Raw genomic sequence first — 17,685 nt, forward strand, 5'->3', positions numbered from 1 at the left:
ATCCGTCAGGCAGCTGCTGCCGCCGGGATTCTCGCTTGGTCGTAGCGGGTCAGCAGCAGTCGGGCGACCTCGGGGGCGGCGCCCAGGACGGGCGCGAGCACGTCGGCCCCGGCCTCGGCGGCGGCTGCGGCTATGCGGTCCGGGAGCACACCCGGGGCGAGCAGGTACGGCGCGACGGCGGTGCGCTCCACGCCGCCCCGGGCGCGGAGTTCGGCGAGGGCGTCGGGCACCCGGGGGCCGTTCGCCGACGCGTACGCCACCGCCACCGCACCCCAGCCGTGGCGGCGCTGCCAGTCGGCGGCCAGCGCGCGGGTGGCGGCGTCGGCGGCCGGGTCGGAGGAGCCGGCGGCGGCCAACACCACGCCGGTGGCGGCCCGTCGGGCGAGGTCCAGTCCGGCCTGCGCCAACCGTCGCTCCAGCGCGGCCAGTAGCAGCGGAGAGGGCCCGAGGACATCGGCCACCGGCATCCCCGCCGCGCCCGCGGAGCGCAGCGCGGCGGGGATGTCGTGCTTGGCGTGGTAGGCGCGGTTGAGGAGCAGGGGGACTGCAACGGCCGAGCCGAGCCGCGCCACCACCTGCGACAGGCGCGGCGCGCAGTGGTCCAGGTAGGCGGTGGCCACCTCCAGGCCGGGCCGCTGCGCCCGCACCTCGCTGACCAGGGCGTCGACCGTCGCCGCATGCCGGGGGTCGCGGCTGCCGTGGGCGATCAGGAGGAGCGAGGCGGACATCAGCGCCCGCTCTGCAGCAGGCCGCGGCTGCGCAGCACGCGGTTCTCGATCGGTGTGAAGACCAGCAGATCGATCGCCACGCCGACGACCAGGATGAGGATGATGCCGAGCAGCACACCGGACATGTCGGAGGCGTCGCGCTGGTTCTCCAGGTAGCGGCCCAGGCCGATGCCGAGGTCGGGGGAGGAGGCGATCAGCTCGGCGGCCATCAGGGAGCGCCAGGAGAAGGCCCAGCCCTGCTTGAGGCCGGCCAGGTAGCCGGGCAGGGCGGCCGGCAGCAGCACGTGGCGGGCGCTGGTGAGGCCGCGGGCGCCCAGGGTGCGGCCGGCGCGCAGGAAGAGCGGCGGCACCTGGTCGATGCCGGAGATCAGGCCGTTGGCGATGGACGGGACGGCGCCGAGCAGGATGACGGCGTACATGGCCTGGTCGTTGATGCCGAGCCAGATGACGGCGGCCGGCACCCAGGCGACCGACGGCAGCGACTGCAAGCCGGAGAGCACCGGGCCGACGGCGGCGCGCACGAACTTCACCCGGGCGACGATCAGGCCGATCGGAGTGCCGATGACGACGGCTGCCAGGAACCCGGAGATGCCCCGCCACAGGCTGGTCCAGATGATCGAGAAGAGTGTTCCCTGGTACCAGAGGTCGGTCAGGGAGTGCCAGACGTCCAGCGGGCTGGGCAGCTTGTAGGCCGGGGTGACGTGCAGGCTGTAGACGAGCTGCCACACCGCCAGTACCAGCAGCACGCCCAGCAGCGGCGGCAGCACCTTCTCGCGCAGCGCCTGGGTGAGCGGCACGCGCTGGGTGGTGACGGTCTCCAGGGCGTCCAGGCCCTGCAGTTCGTCGTCCACGCGGGTGGTGGGGGTGGTGTCAGTGCTGGACATGGCGGCGGATCTCCCCACGCAGGTGCTCGGTGATCTCGACGGACAGGTCCGCGACGGCGGCGCTCTCGATCCGGCGCGGCTGCGGCAGGTCGATCCGCCACTCGCGGGCGATCCGGCCGGGGCGGGAGGAGAGCAGTACGACGCGCTGGGCGAGCCGGACGGCCTCGCGGACGTTGTGGGTGACGAACAGGACGGTCAACTGCCGTTCCTGCCAGATCCGGACGAGCTCCTCGTGCAGCAGGTCGCGGGTGATGGCGTCCAGCGCGGCGAACGGCTCGTCCATCAGCAGCACTTGGCTGCCCTGCGCCAACGCCCGGGCCAGCGCGACCCGTTGGCGCATGCCGCCGGAGAGCTCGTGGACCCGCTTGCGGTGCGCGCCGCCCAGGCGGACCAGCTCGAGCAGGCGTTCGGCCTCGGCCTTGCGCTGGTCGCGCGGGGTGCCGTTGAGGCGCAGCGCGAGCTCGATGTTGCGGCCGGCGGTCAACCAGGGGAACAGCGCGTGGTCCTGGAACATCAGGGCGGGCCGGCCGGCCGGGACCTCGATGCTGCCGCTGCTGGGCCGGTCGAGTCCGGCGACCAGGTTGAGCAGTGTGGACTTGCCGCAGCCGGAGGCGCCGAGCAGGCAGAGGAACTCGCCCGGCGCGGCGGTGAGGTTGATGTCGTCCAGGACGGGCGTGGTGCCGTAGGTCTTGTGCACGCCGGCCAGGCGCACGGCGGTGTCGGCAGTGGTGACGGTGGCGTCGGGAGTGGTCAGTGCCGTGCTCATCGCGGGCACCTCCTGGCGTGTGGATGGCGAGCGGGAAGCTGTGCGGGGCCGGAGTCCGGCCCCCGCCCGGCCCCTGTCAGCAGTGGGGGCATCGACGCGGGGCGGGGCGGGGGACGGACGCCGGAGCTACCGGTGCGGTGCGGTCGGCTAGTTGGTGCCGAGGCCGGCGTCGGCGACGGCGGGCCTGCCCGCTTCCTTGAGCACCTTGTCGAGCAGCGTCAAGTCGTAGATCCCGGCGATGTTCGGCTTCTTCAACAGGCCTGCGGTGACGGCGTGGTCGGCTTCGGCCTGCAGGGTCGAGGCCAGCGGGTCGTCGGTGAAGTCGATGCTCTGGAAAGCCGGGGCCAGGATCGCGGCCGGCAGGGCGTTGCCGCCGGCCGTCTTGATCGCGTCATTGGCGTCCTGCTCGGCCTTGGCCGGGTTCTGCTTGATGAAGGCGTTGGCCTTCACCGAGCCGCGCAGCACCGCCTCGACCACGTCGGGGTGCGCCTTGAGGAACTTCTGCGACACGATGATGTTGGTGATCACGAACTGCCGGTCAGGCCACAGGTCCTTCTCGTCGAGCAGGACCTTCGCTCCCTTGGCGACCAGGGTGGAGGCGGTCGGCTCGGGCACCCAGGCGCCGTCGATGGAGCCCGAGCTGTAGGCGTCGGGGGTGACCTTGTTGTCGGTGCGGACCACCGAGACGTCACCGGCGCCGGACTGGGCGTCCTCCTTGAAGCCCTTGGTGGCCAGGTAGTCGAGCAGCGCCACGTCCTGGGTGTTGCCCAGCTGCGGGGTGGCGATCTTCTTGCCCTTGAGGTCGTCCAGCGACTTCACCTTGGCGGGGTTGACGACCAGTTCGACGCCGCCGGAGGCCGAGCCGCCGATGATCCGCAGGTTGGCACCACCGGACTGGGTGTAGCCGTTGATCGCCGGAGACGGGCCGATCCAACCGATGTCGATCGAACCGGCGTTGAGCGCCTCGATCTCGGACGGGCCGGCGTTGAAGACCTGCGTCTTGATCCCGGTGCCGCCCAACTCCTTCTGGAACAGGCCCTCTTGCAGGCCGACCAGCGCGGTGCCATGGGTCAGGTTGGCGAAGTAGCCGATCTTCACCGTGTCGGCCGACAGCTTGGCGCCCGAGGCCGCGGCGGCCGGGGCGGCGTCGTTCTTGGGCGCCTTGGAGCCGTAGCTGCACGCGGTCAGCAGGCTGACGGCGGTCAGGCCGGCCAGGGCGGCGGGCAGTGCGCGTCTGGCGCGGCCGACGCCCAGGCGGGGCCGGGTATGCGTCGTATGCGTCGGGGAGGAGGCCACAGGAGGAGTCCTTCGCTGGAAAAGGGATGAGGGCGGTGGTGCCAGGCACGCCGGATGTCGTCCGTCTGGTGCTCACGGAACAGTCAGGTGCTCCGGTGACGGGGTGTCAGCGACCCCGTCCGGACCCACATCGGCCGATGCCGCCCTGCCCGCTGCCGCGGACACCGCTGCCGATGCGGCCGCCCTCCTTGTCCATGCGCGAGAACGCCTCGCCGGACATCAGACCCAGTCCTCCTCTTGCGCTGCCGGGGCGGTGAGGGCGCCGTCGAAGGCTTCGCCCACCATGCCCGCGGTGAGGGTGCTGCCGTCGGCCGGATCGATCAGCAGGAACGAGCCGGTGCGGCGGTTGTCGGCGTACGCGTCCAGGGCCAGCGGCTCGGCGGTGCGAAGCGTGATGCGGCCGATCTCGTTGACGTTCAACTCGGTTGCGCCCGTGTGCTGTTCGAGTGTGTCGATGTCCAGCTGGTAGGCGACGTCCTTCACCAGGGCGCGCACCGTGCGGGTGGTGTGCTTCAGCAGCACCTTGTCGCCGGCCTTGAGCGCGCGCTCGTTCAGGTGGCAGACGGTGGCCTCGATGTCCTTGGTGGGCACCGGAGTCGGGCCCGCCGCGATCAGGTCGCCGCGCGAGATGTCGATGTCGTCGGTGAGGCGCACGGTGATCGACTGCGGGGCCCAGGCGATGTCGGTCTCCACGCCCAGCACGTCGATGCCGGCCACGGTGGTGGTGTGCCCGGAGGGGAGCACCGTCACGGGGTCGCCGGTGCGCAGCACGCCGGACGCCAACTGGCCTGCGTAGCCGCGGTAGTCGGGGTGCTCGGCGGTCTGCGGGCGGATGACGTACTGCACGGGGAAGCGGGCGGGCTCGTCGCTGGGGTCGCTGCCGACCGGAACGGTCTCCAGGTGCTCCAGCAGGGTCGGGCCCGGGTACCAGTCCATGTGCGCGGACGGCTCGACCACGTTGTCCCCGGCCAGCGCCGAGATGGGGATCGCGATGATGTCGGTGACGCCCAGGGAGGCCGCGTAGCCGGTGAACTCGTCGGCGATGCGCGCGAAGACGTCCTCGGCGTAGTCGACCAGGTCCATCTTGTTGACCGCGAGCACGACGTGCGGGACACGCAGCAGGGCGGCGACGGCGGCATGGCGGCGGGTCTGCTCGACGACGCCGTTGCGGGCGTCGACCAGGACGACGGCGAGCTCGGCGGTGGAGGCGCCGGTGACCATGTTGCGGGTGTACTGCACGTGGCCGGGAGTGTCGGCGAGGATGAACCGGCGCCGGGTGGTGGCGAAGTAGCGGTAGGCGACGTCGATGGTGATGCCCTGCTCGCGCTCCGCCCGCAGTCCGTCGGTGAGCAGGGCGAGGTCGGGGGCGTCCTGGCCACGGCGGCGGGAGGCGTGCTCGACGGCCTCCAACTGGTCGGCCAGCACCGACTTGGAGTCGTGGAGCAGGCGGCCGACCAGGGTGGACTTGCCGTCGTCGACGGAGCCGGCGGTGGCGAAGCGCAGCAGCGAAGTGGCCGTCAGCTCGTGGGTGGTGGTGGTCATGGTTAGAAGTACCCCTCGCGCTTGCGGTCTTCCATGGCGGCCTCGGAGAGCTTGTCGTCGGCCCTGGTGGCGCCGCGTTCGGTGAGGCGGGAGGCGGCGATCTCCGCGATCACCTGGGCGATGGTGGCGGCGTCGGAGTCGACGGCGCCGGTGCAGGACATGTCGCCGACCGTGCGGTAGCGGATCAGGCGCCGCTCGACGGTCTCGCCCTCGCGCGGGCCGCCCCAGTCACCGGCGGTCAGCCACATGCCGTCGCGCTTGAAGACGTCGCGCTGGTGGGCGTAGTAGATCTCGGGCAGGTCGATGTTCTCGCGCTCGATGTACTGCCAGACGTCCAGCTCGGTCCAGTTGGAGAGCGGGAAGACGCGCACGTGCTCGCCGGGGGCGTGGCGGCCGTTGTAGAGCGCCCACAGTTCGGGGCGTTGGCGGCGCGGGTCCCACGCCCCGAACTCGTCGCGCAGGGAGAAGACGCGCTCCTTGGCGCGGGCCTTCTCCTCGTCGCGGCGGCCGCCGCCGAAGACGGCGTCGAACTTGTTGGAGTCGATCGCGTCCAGCAGCGGCACGGTCTGCAGCGGGTTGCGGGTGCCGTCCGGGCGCTCACGCAGCCGGCCCTCGTCGATGAACTGCTGGACGGAGGCGACGTGCAGACGCAGGTTGTGCTCGGCCGCCACGCGGTCGCGGTAGGCGATGACCTCGGGGAAGTTGTGCCCGGTGTCCACGTGCAGCAGCGAGAAGGGGATGGCCGCCGGCGCGAACGCCTTGAGCGCCAGGTGCAGCATCACGATCGAGTCCTTGCCGCCGGAGAACAGGATCACCGGCCGCTCGAACTCACCCGCCACCTCACGGAAGATGTGCACCGCCTCCGCCTCCAGGGCGTCCAGGTGCGAGAGGGCGAAAGGACTGTCGCTGTGCTCGATCGGCTGTGTGGTCGCGGTCGTCACGCGAGGCCCCTCTCGGTCAGGAAGGCGTGCAGCTCGGCGGCGGACTCGGCCACCGAGCGGCCCTGGGTCCGCAGGCGCAACTCCGGCTGCTCCGGCGCCTCGTAAGGGTCGTCGACTCCGGTCAGGCCGGAGATCTCGCCTGCCGCCTGCTTGGCGTACAGGCCCTTGACGTCGCGCTCGGAGCAGAGCCCGACGGGAGTGGCGACGTGGATCTCCAGGAACTCGGCGCCCTGCTCCGCGTGCCGGGCCCGCACCGCGGCCCGGGAGCGGGCGTAGGGCGCGATCACCGGGGCGAGCACCTTGACGCCGTTGCGGGCCAACTTCTCGGCCACGAACCCGATCCGGGTCACGTTGGTGTGCCGGTCCTCCTCGGAGAAGCCCAGGCCCTTGGAGAGGAACTCGCGGATCTCGTCCCCGTCGAGCACCTCCACCCGGTGGCCCTCGGCGCGCAGCCGCTCGGCCAGCGCGAAGGCCAGGGTGGTCTTGCCGGCGCTCGGCAGCCCGGTCAGCCACACCGTGGCGCCGCGCTCACACGGAGCGGCCGAACGGGCCGCCTCCGCGGCGGCCAGGGTGTCGGCTGTGGTCACTTTCACTCCTAAATTAAGTAACGGAAAGAAAGAAAGGCGCAGATCAGTACGGGTGAACGGATGGTGTCGGCCGATCGACCACCATCAGAGACGGCAGTCCATCCACCATCAAAGATGGATGCCGCACTCCTGCTTGCCCGACCCCGCCCAGCGCCCGGCGCGGCCCTCCTCGCCCTCGCCCGGCATGCGGGTGCAGGAGAGCGGCGAGCAGCCCACCGAGGTGTAGCCCTCCCACAGCAGCGGGTTGAGCAGCACGCCGTGCTCCTGGACGTAGGCGTCCACGTCCGCCTGGGTCCAGCGGGCGATCGGCGCGATCTTCACCTTGCGCCGCTTGGCGTCCCAGGCCACCACCGGGGTGTTGGCCCGGGTCGGCGACTCGTCGCGGCGCAGGCCGGTGGCCCAGGCGTCGTAGGCCGTCAGCCCGCGCTGCAGCGGCTCGACCTTGCGCAGCGAGCAGCACAGGTCCGGGTCGCGGTCGTGCAGGGCGGGGCCGTACTCGGCGTCCTGCTCGGCCACGGTCTGGCGCGGCGTCAGGGTGATCACGTTGACCGGCATGGTCGCCGCGACCGCGTCCCGGGTGCCGATGGTCTCCGGGAAGTGGTAGCCGGTGTCCAGGAAGACCACGTCGATCCCGGGCGCTGCGGTGGACGCCAGGTGGGCCACCACCGCGTCCTCCATCGAGGAGGTCACGCACAGCTTGCTGCCGAAGGTGTCGGCGGCCCAGCGCATGATCTCCTGCGCCGAGGCGTCCTCCAGCTCGCGGCCGGCCGCGGTGGCCAGCTTCTCCAGGTCAGTCATCGGTCGTTCCCCCAGTCGAAGGTGCCAGCAGGCCAAGGAACTTGACCTGGAACGCCCGGCGGCAGCCGGCGCACTCCCAGGCACCGTGCCCGCCCTCGGCGGACGGGCGCAGGTCCTCGTCCCCGCAGTAGGGGCAGTAGAACGGCGCGGCTCGCTCGCTCATGCGGCCGCCTCGCAGAGCTCGGCGGTCGCTTCGCGAGACACGCACCTCTTAATGGCTCTCCCCCAGCCTTCGGCCGGGGGGACCCCCATGCTTCGCTCGCTCACGACAGCTGCTCCTCGCCGGCCCGGGCCGCCCACTGGGCGAACCGCTCGCCGTCCGCGCGGTCGGCCTGGAAGCGGGTCAGCAGCCGCTCGATGTAGTCCGCCAGGCCGTCCTTGGTCACTTTGAGCCCGCGCACCTTGCGGCCGAACCCGGCCTCCAGGCCGAGCGCGCCGCCGAGGTGCACCTGGTAGCCCTCGACCTGGTTGCCGTGCTCGTCGGTGACCAACTGGCCCTTGAGGCCGATGTCGCCGACCTGGATCCGGGCGCAGGAGTTCGGGCAGCCGTTGATGTTGATGGACAGCGGCTCGTCGAAGTCCGGCAGCCGGGACTCCAGTTCGTCGATCAGGGTGCGCCCGCGCTCCTTGGTCTCGACGATGGCGAGCTTGCAGTACTCCAGGCCGGTGCAGGCCATGGTGCCGCGCCGGAACGGGGACGGGCTGACCCGCAGGTCCAGCGCCTCCAGACCGGCCACCAGCGCGTCGATCCGGTCCTCGGGCACGTCGAGCACCAGCATCTTCTGCTCGGCGGTGGTGCGCAGCCGGTCGGAGCCGTGCGCGGCGGCCAGTTCGGCGACCTTGCCGAGCAGCGCGCCGTCCATCCGGCCGACCCGGGGGGCGAAGCCGACGTAGTACCGGCCGTCGTTCTGCCGGTGCACGCCGACGTGGTCGCGCCACACGCCGGCGGGCTGCTCGGGCGCCGGGCCGTCGACCAGCTGGTACTTGAGGTACTCGTCCTCCAGCACCTGGCGGAACTTGGCCGCGCCCCAGTCGGCGACCAGGAACTTCAGCCGGGCCCGGTTGCGCAGCCGGCGGTAGCCGTAGTCGCGGAAGATGCCGATCACGCCGCCGAAGACGTCCGGCACCTCGTCCAGTGGGACCCAGGCGCCCAGCCGCACGCCCAACTTGGGGTTGGTGGACAGGCCGCCGCCGACCCAGAGGTCGAAGCCCGGGCCGTGTTCGGGGTGGACCACGCCGACGAACGCCACGTCGTTGATCTCGTGCGCCACGTCCAGCAGCGGGGAGCCGGAGACCGCGCTCTTGAACTTGCGCGGCAGGTTGGAGAAGGCCGGGTTGCCGATGAAGCGGCGCTGGATCTCCTCGATGGCGGGCGTGCCGTCGATGATCTCGTCCGCGGCGATGCCGGCCACCGGGGAGCCGAGGATGACCCGCGGGGTGTCGCCGCACGCCTCGGTGGTGGACAGGCCGACGGCCTCCAGCTTCTGCCAGATCGCGGGCACGTCCTCGATCCGGATCCAGTGGAACTGGATGTTCTGGCGGTCGGTCAGGTCGGCGGTGCCGCGCGCGTACTGCTGCGAGACCTCGGCGATCGCGTTCAGCTGGGCCACCGTCAGCCGGCCGCCGTCGATCCGGACCCGGAGCATGAAGTACTCGGCGTCCAGCTCGTGCGGGTCGAGGATGGCGGTCTTGCCGCCGTCGATGCCCTCCTTGCGCTGGGTGTACAGGCCCCACCAGCGCATCCGGCCGCGCAGGTCGGACGGGTCGATCGAGTCGAAGCCGCGGTGCGCGTAGATCGTCTCAATGCGTGTCCGCACATTGAGACCGTCGTCGTCCTTCTTGAACTGCTCATTGGCGTTCAGCGGGGTGTGGTGACCCATGCCCCACTGGCCCTCGCCGCGATGCCGGGTCACCTTGCGGGCGGCGCGCGGCGCCGGTTCGCTCGCGGGCTGGGCCTCGACCGAGTCGGAAGTGGTGGCCATGTGAACGTCCTTCGGGCAGCAGGCTGATGATCCGATGGCTGCCGGTACTCACGGCTCCGACCTGCGGCGACCAGCGCATACCCGCAGGTGGGCGGGTATCCGGGGCGGCGATCGGGAGCCCTGGGCGCCGGGCGTGACCACGGGCGGCTGGGCTGGCGGCGCGGTGGCGCCGGTGCGGTGCTGGCGGGCTTGGGTCGTGCTCTCAGATCACCGGACAGATGGCGCTGGACACGCGAAGGAGATCGACGTGGAGTCGACCGACCAAGGTGGTTCCGGCGCTGGGCATGGCAAGAGACTCGCATGCCGAACTATCCCCGGTCCACCACCATCCATTATCTGGACTCAAGTGTTCCGAATAGCGGGACGAGTACCCATCTGCCCAGGCAGCGGCGGGTGCCGGGGCGGTCCCGGCGGCGCGAGGGCCGCCGGAGGGGCGGGGGGTGCGGCTGGGGGCGTGCGTTTGGACCCGCCCGATACCTTAGGGGTGTGCAGTCACCAGGTGAGATCAGCAAAACGGCCGCCGAACGGCCCACCCGGCGCAGGGGCAGGGGCGGCCGCCGAGCCGCCCGCCGGTCGACCTGGCGGGCGACCGTCTGGGCGCTGATCAAGGACACCACCAACACCTGCGTCGAGTACCGGGTGACCGGGCTCGCCGCCGAGGCGGCGTTCTTCACCCTGCTGTCGATCCCGCCGCTGCTGCTCTGCCTGGCCGGCACCCTCGGCTACCTCGACGACCTGCTCGGCGCCGGCACCATCCAGAAGCTCCAGGCGGACATCCTCTCGGCCGCCGGGACCGTGCTGTCGCAGTCCTCGATCCACCAGACCGTGCAGCCGCTGCTGAACAGCGTCTTCGCCAACGGCCGGCCCGACCTGATCTCGATCGGCTTCCTGTTCTCGCTCTGGTCCGGCTCCCGCGCGCTCTACATCTTCATCGACACCATCACCGTGATGTACGGGCTGGACGGCAAGCGCGGCATCGTCAAGACCCGGGCGATGTCACTCGGCCTCTACATGGGCGCGCTGGTGATCGGCTCGCTGGTGCTGCCGCTGCTGGTCGCCGGCCCCGGCCTGGTGGTGAACGCGGTGCCCGGCATCGCGGGCGCGGTCAGCGCGCTCTACTGGCCGGTCGCGATCCTGCTGCTGATCGTCTTCCTCACCACGCTCTACCACCTGGCCGTGCCCGTCAGGACGCCCTGGCGCGAGGACATCCCCGGCGCGCTGGTGGCGCTCGGCGTGCTGGTGATCTGCAGCCTGGTGCTGCGGCTCTACCTGGTGCACTCGGTCGAGGGGCCGAGCGTCTACGGCTCACTGGCGGCGCCGATCGCCGTGCTGCTGTGGATCTTCGTGGTCGCGATCGCGGTGCTGATCGGCGCCGCGATGAACGCCGCGATCGACCGCCGGTGGCCCACCGTGGAGACCGCCGACGCCCGCGCCGAGCACGACCGGGCCGCCGAGCAGGCCGCCGCCGCCCTGGTCCGCGAGGCCGGTGCCCGGCGGGCTGCCGAGCGGGCCGAGCTGGCCCGGGTGCTCGGGCTGGCCGACGGCTACGAGGACGGCGAAGGGGACGCCGACGAGGACGAGGGCGACGACGAGGTGCCCAGCGAGTACCCCGAGCGCTGGGCCGACATGTTGGCGCCGACCAACGTCCGCGGCCGCCTGCTCGCCGGCTCCAAGCGCCGCCGCACACCGCCGCCGCCCCCCGACAGTGACCGCCCGAGCCCGGTGGCCCCGGCTGCGCCGCCGCGGCCGGTGCACCCGCCGCAGCAGCAGCCCCAGCCGCCGCAGCACCGGGTGCACGGTGCGGCCGGCACCGCGATGCCCGGACCGGCGGCGCCCGGGCCCTCGTCCGTCCCGCCGGCCGGTCCCGCGCCCGCCGGTGCGCAGGGTGCCCCCGCCCGGCCGTGCCGGCCGCACCCGTCCAGGGCGGCACCGGGGAGCCGGTGGTGGAGCGGCCGGAGCAGCCCTGGGGGTCGGACGGCCGGTTCCCCGGCGAGCGCGGGCCGGTGGACTCGGCGCTGCCCGGGTACCCGCCGCGGCCGCCGTGGGAGGGGCACTGAGACGCGCTGCGGGGTGGCCCGGGAAAGCCGAGCGCAGTGCGGGGTGGCCCGGCTGGGCGCGGTGCCAGGTGTCCTCGGAAAAATCGGATGCGTTCGCGCGGCGCGTGCTCTAAGCTGCCGTCCGCAAGCGATCACCGTACAGGTGATCCACCGTCAGGGCCGGTCCTCGGTCCGGGAGCAGAAACAGGAGGTGGGCCCGATGGCTGTCACCGCGTTCGCCGCTGCCCAGCGCAGCACTCGCCTTCACCTCCACCTCCTCCCGGTTGCCGGCTGACGATCGCTCAGCCCCCGGGAATCTCAGCTCCCGAAGGGCTCACCGCGTTGTTCAACGCACTCTCCACTTCTGCACGTTCCACTTCTGCACGTTCCACCTCTGAAGACCTGCTCGCCGCCTACGGCTGGACCGACCGGCTGACCGAGCAGTTCGCCCCACTCGCCGACGCCGGCCTGGTCGCCGGCCGGCTGGCCCGGGTCGACCGCGGCCAGGCCGATGTGGTGATCGCCGACCCCGAGACCGGCGCCCTCACCACCGTGCGCGCCGACACCCGACCGGTCAGCGGCGGCGAGACCATCGACAACCCGTGCACCGGCGACTGGGTGGCCGTCGACCCGCACGCCGAACCGATGGCCACCCTCGCCGCCCTGCTGCCGCGCAGCACCGCGATCGTCCGCAAGGGCGCCGGCAAGAGCTCCGACGGCCAGGTGCTCGCCGCCAACGTCGACACCGTGGTGATCGCCGTCTCGCTCGCCACCGAGCCCGACCTCGGCCGCGTCGAGCGGTTCCTCGCCCTCGCCTACGAGAGCGGCGCCCAACCGCTGATCGTGCTCACCAAGGCCGACCTGGTCGACGACGCCGAGTACATCCGGGCGGACGTCGAGCAGGTCGCCCCCGGCGCCACCGTGCTGGTGGTCAGCGCCGAGACCGGCGACGGCCTCGATGTGCTGCGCGCCTGCCTGGGCGGCACCGCCGCGCTGATCGGCCAGTCCGGCGCCGGCAAGTCCACCCTGACCAACGCGCTGCTGGGCAGCGAGGTGATGACCGTCCAGCAGACCCGCGACAGCGACAACAAGGGCCGCCACACCACGACCACCCGCGAGATGTTCCCGCTGCCCGGCGGCGGCGTGCTGATCGACACCCCCGGTCTGCGCGGCGTCGGCCTCTACGGCGGCGAAGGCCTCCAGCAGGCGTTCGCCGAGATCGAGGAGCTGGCCGAGACCTGCCGGTTCCCGGACTGCTCGCACCACAGCGAGCCCGGCTGCGCCGTCCGGGCGGCGCTCGAGGACGGCACGCTGGCGCACCGCCGCTGGGACAGCTACCTCAAGCTGCAGCGCGAGAACGAGTGGATCGCGTCCCGCAGCGACGCACGGCTGGCCGCCGAGCGGGAGCGCGTCTGGAAGACGCGCTCCAAGAACGCCCGGGGCAACATCCGCCCCTGGCACGGCAGCCGCGCGCCGAAGTAGGGCCTCGGCCTGCGCGACCCCGGGCGGGGACGGACCTGACGGTGATGTCCGATTCCCGCCAGTCCGGCCCGCCCGGGAGGCGCAGACTGGAGGACGTGATCGACGACGAGACCCGCTACCGGGCAGTGGACAGCAGGGACGCCAGGTTCGACGGCGTGTTCTTCACGGCCGTCACCACCACCGGCATCTACTGCCGCCCGAGCTGCCCCGCAGTCACCCCCAAACGGGTCAACTGCACGTTCTACCCGACCGCGGCCGCCGCCCAGGGCGCCGGATTCCGGGCCTGCCGCCGCTGCCGGCCCGACTCGGTGCCCGGCTCGCCGGAGTGGAACCACCGCGCCGACCTGGTCGGCCGCGCGATGCGGCTGATCGGCGACGGAGTGGTGGACCGCGAGGGCGTCGCCGGCCTCGCCACCCGGCTCGGCTACAGCGCCCGCCAACTGCAGCGCCAGCTCACCGCGGAGCTCGGCGCCGGGCCGATCGCGCTGGCCCGCGCACAACGGGCCCAGACCGCCCGGCTGTTGCTGCAGACCACCGAACTGCCCGTCACCGAGGTCGCGTTCGCGGCCGGCTTCGCGTCCGTGCGGCAGTTCAACGACACCGTCCGCGAGGTGTACGACCGCACACCGAGCGCGCTGCGCACCGAGAGCGGCACCAGACTCGCCACCACCGCCACCCCCGGCGCGCTCAGCCTGCGCCTCGCCTACCGGGGCGCGATCGACGCCGAGCACCTGATGGACTTCCTCGCCCTGCGTGCCGTCCCCGGCGTCGAGGAGGTGGTGGCAGGCAAGCGCGGCATCCGCACCTACCGGCGGACCCTCGCGCTGCCGCACGGCCCGGGCATCGCCGAGGTCGACTCTCCCGCTGAGAGCGGTTCGGCCGCGCGGGGCTGGCTGGACTGCCGGCTGCGGCTGGCCGACCTGCGCGACCTGACCACCGCCGTGCACCGGCTGCGCGCGCTCTTCGACCTGGACGCCGACCCGGAGGCGGTCGCCGAGCAACTCGGTGCCGACCCGCTGCTCGGACCGGCCGTGGCCGCGCGCCCCGGACTGCGCTCGCCCGGCCACGTCGATCCGCATGAACTCGCGGTCCGGGCCGTACTCGGCCAGCAGGTCACCGTCGCCGCCGCCCGCACCCTGGCCGGCCGGCTCGCCGCCCGCTACGGCACCCCGCTGTCCGAACCGAGCGGCGGCCTGACCGCCCTCTTCCCGACCGCCGCCGCCCTCGCCGAGGCCGACTCGGCGGACCTGGCGATGCCCACGGCCCGGCAGAACGCGCTGCGCGGCCTGTGCGCCGCACTCGCCGACGGCAGCGTCCGGCTGGACGCCGGCGTGGACCGCGAGCAGGCGGCCGAGCAACTGCTGGCGCTGCGCGGGATCGGCCCGTGGACGGTCGGCTACCTGCGGATGCGGGCGCTCGGCGACCCGGACGTCTTCCTGCCCAGCGACATCGGCATCCGCGACGGCCTGCGGCGGCTCGGCGCCGCCTCCGACCCGAAGGCCGCAGCCGAGGCCGCCCGCGCCTGGGCGCCGTGGCGGTCCTACGCGGTGCACCAGCTGTGGGCGCTGGCGTCGGCGGGCTGAGCGACAGTCATTGAGCGGGGCAATCAGGGGTGCCGAACCCCGTTCCCGGCAACCGAGTTGGGATCAGGGATCCCGAGTAGCGTTTCCGGTAACCGAGTTGGCCTCAGGGCTCCCGAGTGCCGTTCCCGGCGAGCGCCTTGGCGAGCTGCTCCAGGCCGGGCAGGGCCGCCATCACCGCGTCGTGGTCGGCGGGGGAGAGGGTGGCCAGCGCGGCGGCGATCCGGCGCTCATGGGCGTGCTGCCAATCCGCCAGCTGCTGGTGACCGGCCGCGGTGAGCGCGATCCGCGCGGTGCGGCGGTCGCCCGGATCGGCCTGCCGGTCGACGAACCCGGCCTCCAGCAGCTTGCCGACCAGCCCGCTGACCGTGTTCGGCGCCAGCCGCTGGCGGGCCGCCAACTCGCCCACCCGCAGCGGCGCGACCGCCAGCGTCTGCAGCAGCTCCACCTGCGCCATCGGCAGCGACTCCCACGGGTAGTCGGTGCGGATGCTGCTGCGCAGGGCCCGGCGCAACCGGGTGACCACATCGGTCAGCCGCTGGGCGCGTTCGATCGCGAGCGCCTCGCCGGGGGTTCCGGCGGAGTCGGGGTCATCGGTGGGTGTGCGGTGGGGCGCGGCTGACATGGCCGACAGCGTATCCCGGGAACAGACGGGGTCTCAGTCGGCGTTCCGCCAGCTGAGACCCCGTCTCACGATCGCCGTCCGGTGATCACGTATCGGCTGATCACATGTTGGGTGATCACATGTTGGTCGAGTCCGGGAGCGGCTTGGCCCCGCGCGCGGCCAGCATGTCCGTCATCAGCTGGATCTCCGAGCTCTGCGCCGTCACCATGGACTGCGCCAGCCGCTTCTCAGCCGCGTTCTGCGCCACGTCCACATAGCCCTGGGCCATCTCGACCCCGCCCCTGTGGTGCTGGATCATCAGCTGCAGGAAGAGGACCTCCGCGTCCTTGCCGCTGAGCGAACGCAGCTGGTCCATCTGGGCGTTGGTGGCCATGCCGGGCATCAGCGAGCCGTCGTGCGCCTGGTAGCTCATCGGCATCTTCATCCAGGACATCGGCTGGGCTGCCGAGTTCTGGGTCAGACCCCACTGGTCCAGCCAACCCATCATCATGCCGCGCTGGTTGGCCTGGGTGTTGATGATGTCGAACGCGAAGTTGCGCACCTCGTCGTTACTGGTGCGGTCCCGGACGATGAACGACAGGTCGATCGCCTGCTGGTGGTGCGTCGCCATGTCGCGGGCGAAGCCGGCCTCGGGCGAGTCCGTGGCCGGGGCGGACGCCACCGTGCCGGAGGCCGTGGAGCCGCCCGCCACCAGGGCCGGCACACCGAGGCAGAGCGCGACCGTCGCCGCCAGCGCGGCCGGCCACCAGAGCGTGCGGCGCCGCTTGACCGGCGCCGCCGCCGGCTCCTCGACGGACGCGTCGAGCTCCGCGAGCCCCTCGGGCGTCAGGCCGTCGCCGTCGCTCATCACATCGCCCCCGCACTGCAGGACGCACCGGGCTCCTGGGTCTGCGGGCCCTCCACGTACTTGGTGAAGAACTTCTCGACCCGCGGGTCGGTGGCGCTGTCCACCACCAGCTGGGTGCCCCAGGCGCTGAGCGTGATGGTGCCCGACTCGGTCGGGTACGGGCTCATCATCGAGTACGGGGTCGCCTTGACCTTGTCCGAGAGGACCTTGATGTCGTTCGGGGTGGCCTTGCCGTTGTACGTCACCCAGACCGCGCCGTGCTCCAGCGAGTGAACCGCGTGCTCGTTCTGCAGCGGCTGGGTGTAGACGTTGCCCATGCAGGTCTGCCAGACCGAGTTGTGGTCACCGCCGACCGGCGGGGTCATCGGGTAGTTCACCGTGCCCTGCACGTGGTTGCGGGTCAGGTTGTCCCAGGTCTTCACGCCCGGGATCGGCGCCTTGGCGGCCTCCGCCTTGGCGTGCTGCTTGTTCTGCGCGTCGACGATGATGTACGTGCCGCCGGCGATGGTGCCCGCGACCAGCACACCGGCGATCGAGAAGGCTATGACCTTCATCCGCTTCTCGCGGCGCTGCTCGTCGGCACGCAGCTTGGCGATCCGGTCGCGGCGGTCCGCGGCGGCCTGCTTGCCCGGCCGCACCTTGTTGGAACCGGACGAGTTGGTCTGCTGGGAGGCGGAACCCACGGAAATCTTCCTTGTCCCCGCCGGCGGTAGGGCGCGCGGCGGCATGAGAGGTAAACAGGGCAGGGCAAGACCGCAGGTCAGCCGCGTGGGCCGGGGCGCCGACGGGAGCCGGTGCCACGGCCGCAGGGGCCGGCTGCGGGGGTTCCGCTCAGGGCCGATTGACCTGGAGCAGGTGAAGATCAGGAGTGGGGGCCGGCCAGGCCGCCGCGATCACCGGCACCGCCACGGGCGCCGGGCGGGGCGGGACCAGCCGGGGCAGCGCGGCCGCGACCGGCTGCGGCGGGGCGTTCGGCAGCTGCGCCTGCCGGCCGCACCACGAATCGCCGGAGCAGCCGTGGCCCGGGCCGGGCAGCGGGGCCTCCTTGGAGCACCAGGCCTTCTCGAACGGCACGGAGAGGGTCCGGGCCGGAGCGGCTGCGGGGGCGCTCTGGGTGACAGTGCTCCGAGCGGCGCTGCTCTGGGCGACAGTGCTCCGAGCGGTGCGGCTTCCGGCCGTCCCCGGGGTGGTCCCGGCGGCGGGGCTCCCGGCGGCGGAGCCCGGGGCGGGCGGTACGGCGGCCAGGGCCGAGCCGGCGCAGGGTAGCGCCACCAGCAGGGCGGCCAGCAGACCGATCAGGGACAGGGCCCATGTCACACCACCCGGGCGGCGCGCGAAAGCGGCGCTCCCCGGGGCGGGTTCGACAGGTCCTGGCGCGGTCATGCGCACATATTAGTCAGCCGAATGGGTGAAATGGTCCCCCTGTTAGGGAGCCAGTTTCGGTTTAATCCGATGCTCCGGCTGTTGGCCTGATCCCTATGAAACCCCGGACAGCGCGCCTGCCGGTGGGCAGAATGACCACTGCCCGCCACCCGTTGCCCGTGAGGAGTCGCCAGATGACCGACCAGGGTGGTCCCACCTCGACGAGCTC

17 protein-coding genes and 1 pseudogene are annotated in these 17,685 nt (G+C 72.3%); 3 read left to right on the top strand and 15 right to left on the bottom strand.

The features are described from left to right. Positions 1-5: 5 nt before the first annotated feature. From E6W39_RS31585 to E6W39_RS44325, 11 genes are all read right to left on the bottom strand, one after another. Positions 6-728: a sirohydrochlorin chelatase gene (locus E6W39_RS31585; protein ID WP_181799526.1), complete on the bottom strand. Its 723-nt coding sequence runs from the start codon at positions 726-728 to the stop codon at positions 6-8. Next, a complete protein-coding gene (locus E6W39_RS31590; RefSeq protein WP_141636390.1) occupies positions 728-1,612 on the bottom strand; it encodes an ABC transporter permease in 885 nt (294 codons plus the stop codon). The genes E6W39_RS31585 and E6W39_RS31590 overlap by 1 nt, the downstream gene beginning before the upstream one ends. Continuing rightward, positions 1,599-2,378, bottom strand: coding sequence for an ABC transporter ATP-binding protein (locus E6W39_RS31595; RefSeq protein ID WP_141636391.1), 780 nt, complete (start codon positions 2,376-2,378; stop codon positions 1,599-1,601). The genes E6W39_RS31590 and E6W39_RS31595 overlap by 14 nt, the downstream gene beginning before the upstream one ends. A 147-nt stretch (positions 2,379-2,525) precedes the next feature. Beyond that, on the bottom strand, positions 2,526-3,632 hold the full coding sequence (locus E6W39_RS31600) for an ABC transporter substrate-binding protein (protein ID WP_141638063.1): 1,107 nt from the start codon (positions 3,630-3,632) through the stop codon (positions 2,526-2,528). A 261-nt stretch (positions 3,633-3,893) separates the two neighbouring features. Further along, positions 3,894-5,216, bottom strand: a complete 1,323-nt coding sequence (locus tag E6W39_RS31605; RefSeq protein WP_141636392.1) for a sulfate adenylyltransferase subunit 1 — start codon at positions 5,214-5,216, stop codon at positions 3,894-3,896. Between the two features lie 2 nt (positions 5,217-5,218). Beyond that, positions 5,219-6,157: a sulfate adenylyltransferase subunit CysD gene (cysD, locus tag E6W39_RS31610; RefSeq protein WP_101379787.1), complete on the bottom strand. Its 939-nt coding sequence runs from the start codon at positions 6,155-6,157 to the stop codon at positions 5,219-5,221. Beyond that, a complete protein-coding gene (cysC, locus tag E6W39_RS31615) occupies positions 6,154-6,744 on the bottom strand; it encodes an adenylyl-sulfate kinase (protein WP_407658513.1) in 591 nt (196 codons plus the stop codon). Before cysC ends, cysD begins: the two co-directional genes overlap by 4 nt. A 108-nt stretch (positions 6,745-6,852) precedes the next feature. Beyond that, the gene (locus E6W39_RS31620) at positions 6,853-7,542 is read right to left on the bottom strand and encodes a phosphoadenylyl-sulfate reductase (RefSeq protein ID WP_141636393.1); all 690 of its coding nucleotides are present in this window, start codon (positions 7,540-7,542) and stop codon (positions 6,853-6,855) included. After that, positions 7,535-7,705 carry a hypothetical protein gene (locus E6W39_RS39875; protein ID WP_180356398.1) on the bottom strand — a complete coding sequence of 57 codons (171 nt, stop codon included), beginning with the start codon at positions 7,703-7,705 and terminating at the stop codon, positions 7,535-7,537. The genes E6W39_RS31620 and E6W39_RS39875 overlap by 8 nt, the downstream gene beginning before the upstream one ends. Before the next feature lie 100 nt (positions 7,706-7,805). Further along, the gene (locus E6W39_RS31625) at positions 7,806-9,524 is read right to left on the bottom strand and encodes a nitrite/sulfite reductase (protein ID WP_141636394.1); all 1,719 of its coding nucleotides are present in this window, start codon (positions 9,522-9,524) and stop codon (positions 7,806-7,808) included. 202 nt (positions 9,525-9,726) lie between these two features. Further along, entirely contained in the window at positions 9,727-9,810 is an 84-nt protein-coding gene (locus tag E6W39_RS44325) for a putative leader peptide (RefSeq protein WP_329492070.1), read from the bottom strand. 200 nt (positions 9,811-10,010) lie between these two features. Here E6W39_RS44325 and E6W39_RS43765 point away from each other — a divergent pair. The 3 genes and pseudogenes from E6W39_RS43765 to E6W39_RS31640 form a co-directional block, all read left to right on the top strand. Beyond that, positions 10,011-11,285: pseudogene (locus tag E6W39_RS43765) on the top strand (YihY/virulence factor BrkB family protein); the annotation flags it as partial. Between the two features lie 617 nt (positions 11,286-11,902). After that, positions 11,903-13,042: a ribosome small subunit-dependent GTPase A gene (rsgA, locus tag E6W39_RS31635; protein WP_181799759.1), complete on the top strand. Its 1,140-nt coding sequence runs from the start codon at positions 11,903-11,905 to the stop codon at positions 13,040-13,042. Between the two features lie 44 nt (positions 13,043-13,086). After that, complete coding sequence (locus E6W39_RS31640; protein ID WP_141636397.1) at positions 13,087-14,625, top strand: AlkA N-terminal domain-containing protein; 1,539 nt, start codon at positions 13,087-13,089, stop codon at positions 14,623-14,625. A gap of 103 nt (positions 14,626-14,728) precedes the next feature. Here E6W39_RS31640 and E6W39_RS31645 read toward each other — a convergent pair whose 3' ends face one another. The 4 genes from E6W39_RS31645 to E6W39_RS39880 all read right to left on the bottom strand — a co-directional run bounded on the left by E6W39_RS31645 (position 14,729) and on the right by E6W39_RS39880 (position 17,477). Next, positions 14,729-15,247: a MarR family winged helix-turn-helix transcriptional regulator gene (locus E6W39_RS31645; RefSeq protein WP_141636398.1), complete on the bottom strand. Its 519-nt coding sequence runs from the start codon at positions 15,245-15,247 to the stop codon at positions 14,729-14,731. A gap of 115 nt (positions 15,248-15,362) precedes the next feature. Beyond that, positions 15,363-16,094: a DUF305 domain-containing protein gene (locus tag E6W39_RS31650; RefSeq protein ID WP_141636399.1), complete on the bottom strand. Its 732-nt coding sequence runs from the start codon at positions 16,092-16,094 to the stop codon at positions 15,363-15,365. After that, positions 16,094-16,777, bottom strand: a complete 684-nt coding sequence (locus E6W39_RS31655) for a DUF3105 domain-containing protein (protein WP_228718437.1) — start codon at positions 16,775-16,777, stop codon at positions 16,094-16,096. The genes E6W39_RS31650 and E6W39_RS31655 overlap by 1 nt, the downstream gene beginning before the upstream one ends. A gap of 148 nt (positions 16,778-16,925) precedes the next feature. Then, positions 16,926-17,477, bottom strand: coding sequence for a hypothetical protein (locus E6W39_RS39880; RefSeq protein ID WP_181799527.1), 552 nt, complete (start codon positions 17,475-17,477; stop codon positions 16,926-16,928). Positions 17,478-17,685 lie beyond the last annotated feature (208 nt).

Source organism: Kitasatospora acidiphila (assembly GCF_006636205.1).
In the GTDB taxonomy this organism is placed as follows: domain Bacteria; phylum Actinomycetota; class Actinomycetes; order Streptomycetales; family Streptomycetaceae; genus Kitasatospora; species Kitasatospora acidiphila.